Genomic DNA, 13,612 nt, shown 5'->3' on the forward strand with positions numbered 1-13,612 from the left:
CAATGAGTATGGCGACGTTTGCAGTATTCGGTAATCCTGTCGGCCACAGTAAATCGCCGCGTATTCATGCGCTGTTTGCTGCGCAAACCGGGATTGAACATCATTACGGCACGGTGTTGGCGCCATTAGACAACTTTGAAGCGTCACTGCGGGCATTTGTCGGTGCGGGCGGAAAAGGGGCGAATATCACCGTTCCCTTTAAAGAACGTGCTTATGCCATGGCGGATGAATTGAGTGAACGTGCAGCGTTGGCCGGTGCGGTAAATACTATCAAGGTTTTGGCTGATGGGCGTTTACTGGGAGACAATACGGATGGCGTGGGCCTGCTCACCGATCTGCAAAACCAGCGGTTGATTCAGCCTGGCGATCGTATCCTGTTGATTGGCGCCGGCGGTGCCGCCCGCGGCGTGATACTCCCGCTGTTATCCTTTGGCTGTGTCATTACTATTACCAACCGTACCTTTAGCCGTGCCCAGGAATTGGCGCAGGTTTTCCTGCACGTAGGGGAAATCAGCGCGGTGCCAATGAGCCAACTGGCGCAGCGGGATTTTGATCTGGTGATCAATGCAACGGCTTCCGGCATTCATGGTGAGGTGCCGGAATTACCGACCAACGTGGTTAACGCACAAAGCCGCTGTTATGACATGTTCTATCAGCCGGGGCTAACGCCCTTTCTGGCATGGGTGCAGCAGCAGGGGGTCATGCATTTTGCGGATGGCCTGGGTATGCTGGTGGGCCAGGCGGCGCATTCTTTCCATATTTGGCATGGCGTTATGCCGCAGATTGAACCGGTATTACAGCAGTTGCACAACGAATTGGCTGTATAACATTGTTGCCCGTTCCCCCCAGGAACGGGTAGCGCTTAGATATCCTGCGATAGATAGTCGTCTTTCCAACGCACATAGTTATTGGCGGAGTAAATCAACCCTTCAAGCTCTTCCGGGGTTAACGGCCGCACCTGCCGGGCTGGGCTGCCGAGATACAGATAGCCTGAAGCCAGCCGCTTGCCCGGAGTTACCAGGCTACCGGCGCCAATCATGACATCGTCTTCTATAATGGCGCCGTCCAGCAGAATAGAACCCATTCCCACTAATACGCGGTTGCCGATGGTGCAGCCATGCAGCATTGCTTTGTGCCCGATGGTGACGTTCTCGCCAATCAGTAACGGAAACCCATCCGGGTTGTGAGCAGATTGATGGGTGACATGGAGTATGCTGCCGTCCTGAATATTACTGCGGGCGCCAATCCTAACGGCGTTAACGTCGCCGCGGATCGCAACCAGCGGCCAGACACTGACGTCATCCGCCAATTCGACATTACCGATCACAACGCTGGAAGGATCGATCATGACGCGTTGCCCGATCTTGGGCAAATAATGAAGATAAGGACGTATTGCTTCAGACATGGTCAGCCCCAAAAGAAATATGCTATCGGCAAATACTAGCCACTACTGTTGGAATTACAACCAATAGTGCGGGCGGATCCACCGCTGTGCGGGACGGATCGCATAAGATCCATCCGAAGAGGTGCAGAAATGTTCAAACAGAAAGAAAAGATCAAAAAAGGGTTGTGCAAAAAATTCGGATCCCTATAATGCGCCTCCATCGACACGGCGCAAGTGATTCACTTCACGAAGCGGCCGGGAAGAAAAGAGAAAATCCTGAAATTTGGGGTTGACTCTGAAAGAGGAAAGCGTAATATACGCCACCTCGAGTGAACGAGCCAAGTCTCGTAACTCATTGCTCTTTAACAATTTATCAGACAATCTGTGTGGGCACTCACAAGACGATATCCAGCACCTTTGGGTGCAAAAAAATATCAAGTCTTGAAGAGTGACTAACTGAAGTAAAATTCATGCAGTAAATCTTCGAGCACGCTATTAACTTAGCAAATCAAGCTTTTAATTGAAGAGTTTGATCATGGCTCAGATTGAACGCTGGCGGCAGGCCTAACACATGCAAGTCGAGCGGCAGCGGGAGGAAGCTTGCTTCCTCGCCGGCGAGCGGCGGACGGGTGAGTAATGTCTGGGAAACTGCCCGATGGAGGGGGATAACTACTGGAAACGGTAGCTAATACCGCATAACGTCGCAAGACCAAAGTGGGGGACCTTCGGGCCTCACACCATCGGATGTGCCCAGATGGGATTAGCTAGTAGGTGGGGTAATGGCTCACCTAGGCGACGATCCCTAGCTGGTCTGAGAGGATGACCAGCCACACTGGAACTGAGACACGGTCCAGACTCCTACGGGAGGCAGCAGTGGGGAATATTGCACAATGGGCGCAAGCCTGATGCAGCCATGCCGCGTGTGTGAAGAAGGCCTTCGGGTTGTAAAGCACTTTCAGCGAGGAGGAAGGCGTTGTAGTTAATAACTGCAGCGATTGACGTTACTCGCAGAAGAAGCACCGGCTAACTCCGTGCCAGCAGCCGCGGTAATACGGAGGGTGCAAGCGTTAATCGGAATTACTGGGCGTAAAGCGCACGCAGGCGGTCTGTTAAGTCAGATGTGAAATCCCCGGGCTTAACCTGGGAACTGCATTTGAAACTGGCAGGCTAGAGTCTCGTAGAGGGGGGTAGAATTCCAGGTGTAGCGGTGAAATGCGTAGAGATCTGGAGGAATACCGGTGGCGAAGGCGGCCCCCTGGACGAAGACTGACGCTCAGGTGCGAAAGCGTGGGGAGCAAACAGGATTAGATACCCTGGTAGTCCACGCTGTAAACGATGTCGATTTGGAGGTTGTGGCCTTGAGCCGTGGCTTCCGGAGCTAACGCGTTAAATCGACCGCCTGGGGAGTACGGCCGCAAGGTTAAAACTCAAATGAATTGACGGGGGCCCGCACAAGCGGTGGAGCATGTGGTTTAATTCGATGCAACGCGAAGAACCTTACCTACTCTTGACATCCACGGAACTAGCCAGAGATGGCTTGGTGCCTTCGGGAACCGTGAGACAGGTGCTGCATGGCTGTCGTCAGCTCGTGTTGTGAAATGTTGGGTTAAGTCCCGCAACGAGCGCAACCCTTATCCTTTGTTGCCAGCGGTTCGGCCGGGAACTCAAAGGAGACTGCCAGTGATAAACTGGAGGAAGGTGGGGATGACGTCAAGTCATCATGGCCCTTACGAGTAGGGCTACACACGTGCTACAATGGCATATACAAAGAGAAGCGATCTCGCGAGAGCAAGCGGACCTCATAAAGTATGTCGTAGTCCGGATTGGAGTCTGCAACTCGACTCCATGAAGTCGGAATCGCTAGTAATCGTAGATCAGAATGCTACGGTGAATACGTTCCCGGGCCTTGTACACACCGCCCGTCACACCATGGGAGTGGGTTGCAAAAGAAGTAGGTAGCTTAACCTTCGGGAGGGCGCTTACCACTTTGTGATTCATGACTGGGGTGAAGTCGTAACAAGGTAACCGTAGGGGAACCTGCGGTTGGATCACCTCCTTACCGAACGATATTGAAATGTGCAGTGTCCACACAGATTGTCTGATGAAAAATAATGAGCAAGAAAACCCTTTCGTTGAAAGGCGGACGGGCTGATGAGTCGTTAACACATCGGCCGCTTGAATTTGCCAGCAAATTCGCGCCTTTACACGGAAATAGCAAATCAGTGATTTGCTAAGCAATTTCCGTGTCCCCATCGTCTAGAGGCCTAGGACACTGCCCTTTCACGGCTGTAACAGGGGTTCGAATCCCCTTGGGGACGCCATTCCGATAATGCGTGAAAGACATTATCACGAATATCTTAAAGATGACTTTAACGAGTCGTGTTTAAGATATTGCTCTTTAACAATCTGGAACAAGCTGAAAATTGAAATGATGAATAATCGGAAGATTATTCACGAGTCTCTCAAAAGCGCACAGCCGATGATGGAAACATCTTCGGGTTGTGAGGTTAAGTGACTAAGCGTACACGGTGGATGCCTAGGCAGTCAGAGGCGATGAAGGGCGTGCTAATCTGCGATAAGCGTCGGTAAGCTGATATGAAGCGTAACAACCGGCGATACCCGAATGGGGAAACCCAGTGTGTTTCGACACACTATTGCATGGTGAATCCATAGCCATGCAAGGCGAACCGGGGGAACTGAAACATCTAAGTACCCCGAGGAAAAGAAATCAACCGAGATTCCCCCAGTAGCGGCGAGCGAACGGGGAAGAGCCCAGAACCTGAATCAGTTTGTGTCTTAGTGGAAGCGTCTGGAAAGTCGCGCAGCAAAGGGTGATAGCCCCGTACACCAAAAGGCATGGATTGTGAGTTCGATGAGTAGGGCGGGACACGTGTTATCCTGTCTGAATATGGGGGGACCATCCTCCAAGGCTAAATACTCCTGACTGACCGATAGTGAACCAGTACCGTGAGGGAAAGGCGAAAAGAACCCCGGCGAGGGGAGTGAAATAGAACCTGAAACCGTGTACGTACAAGCAGTGGGAGCCTTGATTTATCAGGGTGACTGCGTACCTTTTGTATAATGGGTCAGCGACTTATATTTTGTAGCAAGGTTAACCGCATAGGGGAGCCGTAGGGAAACCGAGTCTTAACTGGGCGTCAAGTTGCAAGGTATAGACCCGAAACCCGGTGATCTAGCCATGGGCAGGTTGAAGGTTGGGTAACACTAACTGGAGGACCGAACCGACTAATGTTGAAAAATTAGCGGATGACTTGTGGCTGGGGGTGAAAGGCCAATCAAACCGGGAGATAGCTGGTTCTCCCCGAAAGCTATTTAGGTAGCGCCTCGTGAACTCATCTTCGGGGGTAGAGCACTGTTTCGGCTAGGGGGCCACCCCGGCTTACCAAACCGATGCAAACTGCGAATACCGAAGAATGTTATCACGGGAGACACACGGCGGGTGCTAACGTCCGTCGTGAAGAGGGAAACAACCCAGACCGCCAGCTAAGGTCCCAAAGTCATGGTTAAGTGGGAAACGATGTGGGAAGGCATAGACAGCCAGGATGTTGGCTTAGAAGCAGCCATCATTTAAAGAAAGCGTAATAGCTCACTGGTCGAGTCGGCCTGCGCGGAAGATGTAACGGGGCTAAACCATGCACCGAAGCTGCGGCAGCGACGCTTAGGCGTTGTTGGGTAGGGGAGCGTTCTGTAAGCCGTTGAAGGTGGCCTGTGAGGGTTGCTGGAGGTATCAGAAGTGCGAATGCTGACATAAGTAACGATAATGCGGGTGAAAAACCCGCACGCCGGAAGACCAAGGGTTCCTGTCCAACGTTAATCGGGGCAGGGTGAGTCGACTCCTAAGGCGAGGCTGAAAAGCGTAGTCGATGGGAAACAGGTTAATATTCCTGTACTTGGTGTTACTGCGAAGGGGGGACGGAGAAGGCTAGGCTGGCCGGGCGACGGTTGTCCCGGTTTAAGCGTGTAGGGGGGTAGTCCTGGTAAATCCGGACTGCTTTAACCCTGAGGCGTGATGACGAGTCACTACGGTGGCGAAGCAGTTGATGCCCAGCTTCCAGGAAAAGCCTCTAAGCATCAGGTAACATCAAATCGTACCCCAAACCGACACAGGTGGTCAGGTAGAGAATACTCAGGCGCTTGAGAGAACTCGGGTGAAGGAACTAGGCAAAATGGTGCCGTAACTTCGGGAGAAGGCACGCTGGCATGTAGGTGAAGTCCCTTGCGGATGGAGCTGAAGCCAGTCGCAGATACCAGCTGGCTGCAACTGTTTAATAAAAACACAGCACTGTGCAAACACGAAAGTGGACGTATACGGTGTGACGCCTGCCCGGTGCCGGAAGGTTAATTGATGGGGTCAGCCGCAAGGCGAAGCTCTTGATCGAAGCCCCGGTAAACGGCGGCCGTAACTATAACGGTCCTAAGGTAGCGAAATTCCTTGTCGGGTAAGTTCCGACCTGCACGAATGGCGTAATGATGGCCAGGCTGTCTCCACCCGAGACTCAGTGAAATTGAACTCGCTGTGAAGATGCAGTGTACCCGCGGCAAGACGGAAAGACCCCGTGAACCTTTACTATAGCTTGACACTGAACATTGAGCCTTGATGTGTAGGATAGGTGGGAGGCTTAGAAGTGTGGACGCCAGTCTGCATGGAGCCAACCTTGAAATACCACCCTTTAATGTTTGATGTTCTAACTCGGCCCCCTGAGCGGGGGTGAGGACAGTGTCTGGTGGGTAGTTTGACTGGGGCGGTCTCCTCCCAAAGAGTAACGGAGGAGCACGAAGGTTAGCTAATCCTGGTCGGACATCAGGAGGTTAGTGCAAAGGCATAAGCTAGCTTGACTGCGAGAGTGACGGCTCGAGCAGGTGCGAAAGCAGGTCTTAGTGATCCGGTGGTTCTGAATGGAAGGGCCATCGCTCAACGGATAAAAGGTACTCCGGGGATAACAGGCTGATACCGCCCAAGAGTTCATATCGACGGCGGTGTTTGGCACCTCGATGTCGGCTCATCACATCCTGGGGCTGAAGTAGGTCCCAAGGGTATGGCTGTTCGCCATTTAAAGTGGTACGCGAGCTGGGTTTAGAACGTCGTGAGACAGTTCGGTCCCTATCTGCCGTGGGCGTTGGAAGATTGAGAGGGGTTGCTCCTAGTACGAGAGGACCGGAGTGAACGCACCGCTGGTGTTCGGGTTGTCATGCCAATGGCATTGCCCGGTAGCTAAGTGCGGAAGAGATAAGCGCTGAAAGCATCTAAGCGCGAAACTTGCCTCGAGATGAGTCTTCCCTTGGACCTTGAGTCCACTAAAGGAACGTTTAAGACTAAGACGTTGATAGGCTGGGTGTGTAAGTGCAGCGATGCATTGAGCTAACCAGTACTAATGAACCGTGAGGCTTAACCTTACAACACCGAAGGTGTTTTAGAGACTTGACAGAGATTTTTAGCTTGTTTGCAGATTGGTTTTGGTGGTTGTGTGAAAGTGCACAACGGCTGAAATGAAACAGAATTTGCCTGGCGGCAATAGCGCGGTGGTCCCACCTGACCCCATGCCGAACTCAGAAGTGAAACGCCGTAGCGCCGATGGTAGTGTGGGGTCTCCCCATGCGAGAGTAGGACACTGCCAGGCATCAAATCCAGTAGAAAGCCCCGTGCATCAGCGCGGGGCTTTTTGCGTTGTGGGCCACGCTTCGGCGCGGCCTATAGAATTCCCGAGATCTTCTCTACCAAAGCAGAGAAGGACAGAGTAGGACGTTGAGGGGGTATGGGTAGAGAGTACGGCTACTTATCCTGCGCCAGGCGTAAGTCCAGCGGCGTTTTGCTGGGTTCACCGCCAATCTCGCGCGTCAGGCGGGGCACCAGATAACCAGAAACCTTGCGCAGTAGCGCATGCATAATCGCCCTGGCTTCATCATCGCTCACCATAAAGTGTGCCGCGCCTTGCACTTTATCCAATACGTGAAGGTAATAAGGCAGAATGCCGGCATCGAACAGGGCATTGCTTAATGCCGCCAGCGTATCGGCATTATCGTTGATGCCCCGCAGCAGAACGCTCTGATTCAGCAACGTTACCCGGGCCTGCCGCAGCCGCGCCATGCTGCTGCGCACCGCGCGATCGATTTCGTTGGCGTGGTTGATATGCGTGACCATCACCACCTGCAGGTGGGTGCTCGCCAGGCGCTGGCATAAATCGGCGGTGATCCGTGCCGGGATCACTATCGGCAGGCGGCTATGGATGCGCAGCCGTTTCAGGTGACTGATGCTTTCCAATTCGCTAATCAGCCAGCTAATTTCATGATCCTTGGCCATCAGCGGATCGCCACCGGAGAAAATGATCTCATCCAGCTCGGTGTGCTGGCGAATATAGGCCAGTGCCTGGCGCCAGTTGTTTTTATTGCCCTGGTTATCCTGGTAAGGGAAATGACGGCGGAAGCAGTAGCGGCAGTTAATCGCACAGCCGCCCTTGACCAACAGCAGCGCGCGGTTACCATATTTATGCAGCAGGCCCGGCACTGCGCTGCGTTGTTCATCTAGCGGATCGTTACTGAACCCGGGGGCGCTGATAAACTCCTCTCTGGCGGTGAGCACCTGGCGCAGCAAAGGATCGTTGGCATTGCCCGGTTGTATTCTGGCGGCAAACGCTCTCGGCACACGCAGTGGGAACAGGCGACGGGCATCGCGCCCTAACGGCAGCTCCGGATGGTTTTCCAGAGACAGCAGTTGTAGCAGTTCGTCGGGATCGGTAATAACATCGGCGAGTTGCTGCAACCAATCTTCTCTATCTACCGTATTTTGGGTTATAATGTGTGCCATTTTTTTGGCTAAGTTACCAGTTTAAATTTTTTAGAGGGCCATCATGGCGACATATTCTAGCAACGATTTCCGTCCGGGTCTTAAAATCATGTTCGAGGGCGAGCCTTACGCGGTTGAGTCCAGTGAGTTCGTTAAACCGGGCAAAGGCCAGGCATTTGCACGTGTAAAAATGCGCCGTCTGCTGACCGGCAAATTGTTGGAAAAAACCTTTAAATCCACCGATTCCTGCGAAGGCGCAGACGTGATGGATATGACCCTGACTTACCTGTACAACGACGGTGAGTTCTGGCATTTCATGAACAATGAGACTTTCGATCAGCTGGCTGCCGATGAGAAAGCCGTTGGTGATAACGCCAAATGGCTGCTGGATCAGGCCGAGTGCATCGTGACCCTGTGGAATGGCCAGCCGATCTCCGTGACTCCGCCAAACTTCGTTGAACTGGAAATCGTTGATACCGATCCAGGCCTGAAAGGCGATACCGCAGGCACCGGCGGCAAGCCTGCAACGCTGACGACCGGCGCTGTGGTTAAAGTGCCATTGTTCGTGCAGATTGGTGAAGTGATCAAAGTTGATACCCGCTCTGGCGAATACGTATCCCGCGTTAAATAAAATAAGCGCGATTACCAGGGGTTAGGCCCCTGGTATTCAAACCTCTTTCTGCAGAGCGGCTATCCGATTCTGCGCCAGCCCATTTCCCGTGTTACCGCCTGCCTGCATTATTCGCCCTATTGATGCAGAAAAATCCGTATAAAAAAAAAGCTTCCTAAATTCTTTACTAAACTTAGAGAGCCATACTTTTTCATCAAAACCAATAAGGATTATATTATGCTGAAAAAAGGTATTATCGTGATTTTTTCTTTACTGATGCTGTCTTCCCTGGTGGCTTGCAACACGACGCAAGGTGTTGGTAAAGATGTTGAAGCTGGCGGAAAAGCGATTCAACGCAGCGCGCAATAATGTTCCCATAAAGGTATTCCCACGAGCTCACATATTATGCCCGTGGGGTACTTTCCCCCGTATTTCTTGATTAGTGCTCGTTACCCTATTTTGTTTACCATTACCTGCTGGCCGCTATCATTTATCGGCCGTCAGAGGCATGCTTTTAGCGCATGATGGCCTAGGCCTGGGGGCTGTGCTGCTTTACCCAAATGAGCTTTGAGGTATCAAAGCCATAGCTTTGTGCTGTTTGCAGCAGTTTGGTGCGCACCCCGGCATCCAGGGTTGGCGTGCGTGACAGGATCCACAAATAATCCCTGTTTGGCCCGCATACCAACGCATAGCGATAGTCTGGGTCCAGCTCAATAATGTTATAGCCGCCATAAAACGGGCCGAAGAAAGACACCTTCAGCGCACCCACCTGTTCCGAACCGATAAAGTAGGCTTTGCCTACGCTTTCCTGCCATTTTTGCTTTTGGCTATTGAAACCGCGGTTAATCACTTTCAGGCCACCGTCTTCGCGCGGGCTATAGTTGGCGGTAACCTGCTCCAGGCCGCGTTCAAAGCGGTGATTAAAACGCGCCACTTCATACCAGGTGCCGAGATAGCGTTGGCTGTCGAAATTATCGATGACCTTAACATCCTTAGGTGGGGTAACGTTGCTGCAGGCTACGGAAAGAAGGCTGGAAAACATCACGCAAAGCTTTGACCAGAAACGCATTGGCAACTCCTGTTTACCGAATGATAGGTAAACAGTGTAGCGGAAAATCAGGCAAGGCGGCCAACGGGCGCTGGCCGCCGAAGAGATTTACAGGGTAATGACCCCAATCAGGGTAATGACGCTAAGGATCGCCGCCAGACCGTAAAATACCCATTTGCCCGCGGGCACGTGAATTTTCAGATCGTGCATTCCGTGGTGGATACGGTGCAGGCCGCACCACAGTGGCAGAATGATCATCAGCAGCAGGAATAGCCGGCCAATCAGGCTCTGGCAAAACGCCAATACGCGATCGTAGCCCAGCGTATCACCAGGGAACAGGCTCAGCGGCAGAAGTATGCCGACCAGTAAGACGATGGCCGGTGCAACAATGGCGCTCCACATACCGCCGGCGCCGAATAATCCCCAAAAAATCGGCTCATCAGAGCGTTTGGGTGCTGGATTAATCATGTTTCCTCCGGATTACAGTAAGGCCACGGCCAGGATGATCACGCTGACGACAATCGTGACGGCCCACAGCGCTTTGATGATAGGCCCAGGCCCCATTTTCTCGTCGTGCACGACGATGTTGGCCGCTTTCGGTGCCAGTTCGAACCAGGTTTTGGTGTGCAGCAGCGCGGCCAGCAGCGCAATGAAGTTAATCAGCAGCACCAGTGGGTTTTGCAGGAAGCCGACAAAACCGGCCCAGCTTTCCGGGCCGCCTTTGAGCGCAAAAACGCCATACAGCAGCACGATACTGAACCAGACTGCGGGCACCGATGTGCCTTCGCGCAGCATATAAAAGCGGTAGAACCCCAGCTTCTGCCACCATGTCTGCTCCATGGGGCGCACATAAGGCTTACGTTGTGTTGTCATTGCCATTTCTCCCTTATTGCGGCTTCAGCATGGCGATCATGAAATCTTTGGCGCTTTCCACTTTGCCTTGCTGGATCGCGGCAGCCGGATCGACGTGTTTCGGGCAGACTTCGGAACAGAAGCCCACGAAGGTGCAACTCCACACGCCGTTATCGCTGTTGATTTGCGCCATACGCTGTTTCTGGCCGTGATCGCGGTTGTCCAGGTTGTAGCGGTGGGCCAGTGTGATGGCGGCCGGGCCGATGAACTCTGGGTTGAGGCCGAACTGTGGGCAGGCGGCGTAGCACAGGCCGCAGTTAATGCAGCCGGAAAACTGGTGATACTTCGCCATCTGCGCCGGGGTCTGCACGTTAGGGCCTTCCTCCGGTTTGCGATTGTTGCCGATGATATAGGGCTTAATCGCTTCCAGGCTTTCGATAAAGTGGGTCATATCGACCACCAGATCGCGCTCGATCGGGAAATTACCCAGCGCCTCTACCCGCATACCGGCGGTGTAGTCGCGCAGAAAGGTTTTGCATGCCAGCTTGGGGATCCGGTTGACCATCATGCCGCAGGAGCCACAGATCGCCATGCGGCATGACCAGCGGTAGGAGAGATCGGGCGCCAGGTTATCTTTGATGTAGCCCAGCGCATCAAGCAGCGAGGTTTGCTCATCATAAGGGACGGCATACATTTCGGCGTGCGGCGCGGCGTCGCTTTCCGGGTTGTAGCGCACGATCTCTATGTTCAGCGTCTTTGTCTCAGCCATTTGCCTGCTCCTTATCCTTCTTGTCCTGCGCGTCGGCAGCACCACCATATACACGTTTGGCCGGAGGCAGTTTGGTGATCTTCACATCGCTGTATTCAAGGCGCGGCGCGCCGTCCGCGCTATGGAACGCCAGCGTATGCTTCAGGAAATTTACATCATCGCGCTCGGTGCAGCCCTCATCCAGGCGCTGGTGAGCGCCGCGCGATTCTCTGCGTTGGAAGGCTGAGTGCGCCATACATTCCGCCACATCCAGGCCGTAGCCCAATTCGATGGTATACAGCAGGTCGGTATTGAAGACGCTGGAGTTGTCGGTAATCTTGACGCGTTTGAACCGTTCTTTCAGCTCGGCCAGTTTATCGATGGTTTTTTGCATCAGTTCCGGCGTGCGGTAAATGCCGCAGCCTTCTTCCATCGAGAGCCCCATTTCGTCGCGAATCTTGGCCCAGTTCTCATTGCCTTCCTGCTTCATGAGGTTAACCAGGCGGGTGTTTACATCGCGGCTCTGGGCATCCAACGCGCTGCCATTGGCCGGGTTAGCTTCCAGCGCGCGTTGCGCCGCCTGTTCGCCGGCCAGACGGCCGAACACCACCAGTTCGGCCAGTGAGTTGGAACCCAGGCGGTTGGCGCCGTGCAGGCCCACGGATGAACATTCGCCGATGGCAAACAGCCCTTTGATGCGGGTTTCGCACTGCTGATCGGTTTCAATGCCCCCCATGGTGTAGTGGGCGGTGGGGCGGACTGGGATAGGATCGGTGATCGGATCGACGCCGACATAGGCTTTCGCCAGTTCACAGATAAACGGCAGCCGTTCGCGCAGCTTTTTCTCGCCCAGATGGCGCAGATCCAGATACACCACATCGCCGCGTGGTGTGGCTATGGTGCGGCCGGCGCGCCATTCATGCCAGAACGCCTGTGAGACTTTATCGCGCGGGCCCAGTTCCATGTATTTGTTCTTGGGCTGGCCAAGCGGGGTTTCCGGGCCCATCCCGTAGTCTTGCAGGTAGCGGTAGCCATCTTTATTGACCAGGATGCCGCCTTCGCCGCGGCAGCCTTCGGTCATCAGGATGCCCGAGCCCGGCAGGCCGGTTGGGTGGTACTGCACAAACTCCATGTCGCGCAGGGGAACGCCGTGGCGGAACGCCATGCCCATCCCGTCACCGGTGACGATGCCGCCATTGGTATTGTAGCGGTAAACCCTGCCGGCGCCGCCGGTGGCCATAATGACGGCGTTGGCGCGGATTTGCACCTGCGTCCCTTCCATCATGTTCAGCGCCACCAGGCCGCGGGCCTGGCCGTCATCGATCAGGATATCCAGCACGAAATGCTCGTCGAAACGTTGAATCTGGGGATATTTGAGCGAGGTCTGGAACAGGGTATGCAGCATGTGGAAGCCGGTTTTATCGGCGGCGAACCAGGTACGTTCTATTTTCATGCCGCCGAAACGGCGTACGTTAACGGAGCCGTCGGGTTTACGGCTCCATGGGCAACCCCACTGTTCCAACTGGGTCATTTCACGCGGGCATTGGTGCACGAAGTGATCGACGACGTCCTGTTCACAAAGCCAGTCGCCACCGGCGACGGTATCGTTAAAGTGGTAGTCGAACGAATCGTGATCCTGCGTGACGGCGGCAGAGCCCCCTTCCGCCGCCACCGTATGGCTGCGCATTGGGTAGACCTTCGAGATCAGTGCGATTTTTAATTGGGGATTGGCTTCCGCTGCGGCGATAGCTGCACGTAAACCAGAACCCCCGGCGCCAATAATGGCAAGGTCGGCATTAAAGGTTTGCACTGCATTCCTCCAGTATTCTTGTGAAAACGGCAAATTAGAAATCTATGCTTAACGTTTATAATTTGGGGCCTATAAAACCGGACGACGATCTGCTCTAAACATTAAGGATAGATAACTCACAATAAATATAGGGTTAACTATACCTAAAGTTAGTGAATAGAAATTTGACATGAACGATTGTTTTGTTGTTTATCGCGTGAGCAGTTGCACGTAAAAAAGTGGCATCGCATCTGGGCGAATTGGCCCTGTGATCGTCGGTGCGAAGGGTTTCTGCCCGGGGTTTTTTACCCTGGCAGGTTGCGCTAGGGTGAAGCGTTTGTTTGCGCAGCCGGATACGGGTAGACTGCATCCCCTGTTT

General features: G+C 53.6%; 10 protein-coding genes, 1 tRNA gene and 3 rRNA genes. 7 read left to right on the top strand and 7 right to left on the bottom strand.

The window, feature by feature from the left end:
• The first annotated feature begins 8 nt into the window (after positions 1-8).
• Positions 9-827 (top strand): shikimate dehydrogenase, encoded by an 819-nt coding sequence (gene aroE / locus ACN28Q_RS13615; RefSeq protein ID WP_095849030.1) that lies wholly within the window; start codon positions 9-11, stop codon positions 825-827.
• Positions 828-862: 35 nt separating this feature from the next.
• On the opposite strand, the gene ACN28Q_RS13620 is transcribed toward aroE, so the two are convergent.
• Positions 863-1,405 carry a gamma carbonic anhydrase family protein gene (locus ACN28Q_RS13620; RefSeq protein ID WP_095846823.1) on the bottom strand — a complete coding sequence of 181 codons (543 nt, stop codon included), beginning with the start codon at positions 1,403-1,405 and terminating at the stop codon, positions 863-865.
• A gap of 496 nt (positions 1,406-1,901) precedes the next feature.
• Between ACN28Q_RS13620 and ACN28Q_RS13625 the strand changes: the two genes are divergently transcribed.
• The 4 genes from ACN28Q_RS13625 (at position 1,902) to rrf (ending at position 7,023) form a co-directional block, all read left to right on the top strand.
• Positions 1,902-3,443 (top strand): 16S ribosomal RNA (locus ACN28Q_RS13625).
• Between the two features lie 186 nt (positions 3,444-3,629).
• Positions 3,630-3,705: transfer RNA gene (locus ACN28Q_RS13630), tRNA-Glu, on the top strand.
• 184 nt (positions 3,706-3,889) lie between these two features.
• Positions 3,890-6,799: ribosomal RNA gene (locus ACN28Q_RS13635) — 23S ribosomal RNA — on the top strand.
• Between the two features lie 108 nt (positions 6,800-6,907).
• Positions 6,908-7,023, top strand: a 5S ribosomal RNA gene (rrf, locus tag ACN28Q_RS13640).
• The 16S, 23S and 5S rRNA genes sit together here with 1 tRNA gene alongside, the layout of an rRNA operon.
• A gap of 152 nt (positions 7,024-7,175) precedes the next feature.
• Here the strand turns inward: rrf and epmB are convergent.
• Positions 7,176-8,207, bottom strand: coding sequence for an EF-P beta-lysylation protein EpmB (epmB, locus tag ACN28Q_RS13645; RefSeq protein WP_095846825.1), 1,032 nt, complete (start codon positions 8,205-8,207; stop codon positions 7,176-7,178).
• 43 nt (positions 8,208-8,250) lie between these two features.
• Here epmB and efp point away from each other — a divergent pair, with 43 nt between their 5' ends.
• Together efp and ACN28Q_RS13655 are read left to right on the top strand one after the other, a co-directional pair.
• Positions 8,251-8,817, top strand: a complete 567-nt coding sequence (efp, locus tag ACN28Q_RS13650) for an elongation factor P (protein WP_095846826.1) — start codon at positions 8,251-8,253, stop codon at positions 8,815-8,817.
• A gap of 216 nt (positions 8,818-9,033) precedes the next feature.
• Positions 9,034-9,165 (top strand): entericidin A/B family lipoprotein, encoded by a 132-nt coding sequence (locus ACN28Q_RS13655; RefSeq protein ID WP_095846827.1) that lies wholly within the window; start codon positions 9,034-9,036, stop codon positions 9,163-9,165.
• 160 nt (positions 9,166-9,325) lie between these two features.
• On the opposite strand, the gene blc is transcribed toward ACN28Q_RS13655, so the two are convergent.
• From blc to frdA, 5 genes are all read right to left on the bottom strand, one after another.
• Complete coding sequence (gene blc / locus ACN28Q_RS13660; RefSeq protein WP_095846828.1) at positions 9,326-9,865, bottom strand: outer membrane lipoprotein Blc; 540 nt, start codon at positions 9,863-9,865, stop codon at positions 9,326-9,328.
• An 87-nt stretch (positions 9,866-9,952) separates the two neighbouring features.
• Positions 9,953-10,312, bottom strand: a complete 360-nt coding sequence (frdD, locus tag ACN28Q_RS13665; RefSeq protein ID WP_095846829.1) for a fumarate reductase subunit FrdD — start codon at positions 10,310-10,312, stop codon at positions 9,953-9,955.
• Between the two features lie 12 nt (positions 10,313-10,324).
• A complete protein-coding gene (gene frdC / locus ACN28Q_RS13670) occupies positions 10,325-10,717 on the bottom strand; it encodes a fumarate reductase subunit FrdC (protein ID WP_095846830.1) in 393 nt (130 codons plus the stop codon).
• 13 nt (positions 10,718-10,730) lie between these two features.
• Positions 10,731-11,465 (bottom strand): succinate dehydrogenase/fumarate reductase iron-sulfur subunit, encoded by a 735-nt coding sequence (locus ACN28Q_RS13675; protein WP_095846831.1) that lies wholly within the window; start codon positions 11,463-11,465, stop codon positions 10,731-10,733.
• Positions 11,458-13,254, bottom strand: coding sequence for a fumarate reductase (quinol) flavoprotein subunit (gene frdA, locus ACN28Q_RS13680; protein ID WP_095846832.1), 1,797 nt, complete (start codon positions 13,252-13,254; stop codon positions 11,458-11,460). The genes ACN28Q_RS13675 and frdA overlap by 8 nt, the downstream gene beginning before the upstream one ends.
• Positions 13,255-13,612: the final 358 nt, after the last annotated feature.

Source organism: Gibbsiella quercinecans, from assembly GCF_002291425.1.
Lineage (GTDB): Bacteria > Pseudomonadota > Gammaproteobacteria > Enterobacterales > Enterobacteriaceae > Gibbsiella > Gibbsiella quercinecans.

Bases quoted from the DNA above. Each gene is read 5' to 3' on its own strand.
- aroE (WP_095849030.1), top strand. From the start codon at position 9: ATGGCGACGTTTGCAGTATTCGGTAATCCTGTCGGCCACAGTAAATCG.
- ACN28Q_RS13620 (WP_095846823.1), bottom strand. From the start codon at position 1,405: ATGTCTGAAGCAATACGTCCTTATCTTCATTATTTGCCCAAGATCGGG.
- epmB (WP_095846825.1), bottom strand. From the start codon at position 8,207: ATGGCACACATTATAACCCAAAATACGGTAGATAGAGAAGATTGGTTG.
- efp (WP_095846826.1), top strand. From the start codon at position 8,251: ATGGCGACATATTCTAGCAACGATTTCCGTCCGGGTCTTAAAATCATG.
- ACN28Q_RS13655 (WP_095846827.1), top strand. From the start codon at position 9,034: ATGCTGAAAAAAGGTATTATCGTGATTTTTTCTTTACTGATGCTGTCT.
- blc (WP_095846828.1), bottom strand. From the start codon at position 9,865: ATGCGTTTCTGGTCAAAGCTTTGCGTGATGTTTTCCAGCCTTCTTTCC.
- frdD (WP_095846829.1), bottom strand. From the start codon at position 10,312: ATGATTAATCCAGCACCCAAACGCTCTGATGAGCCGATTTTTTGGGGA.
- frdC (WP_095846830.1), bottom strand. From the start codon at position 10,717: ATGACAACACAACGTAAGCCTTATGTGCGCCCCATGGAGCAGACATGG.
- ACN28Q_RS13675 (WP_095846831.1), bottom strand. From the start codon at position 11,465: ATGGCTGAGACAAAGACGCTGAACATAGAGATCGTGCGCTACAACCCG.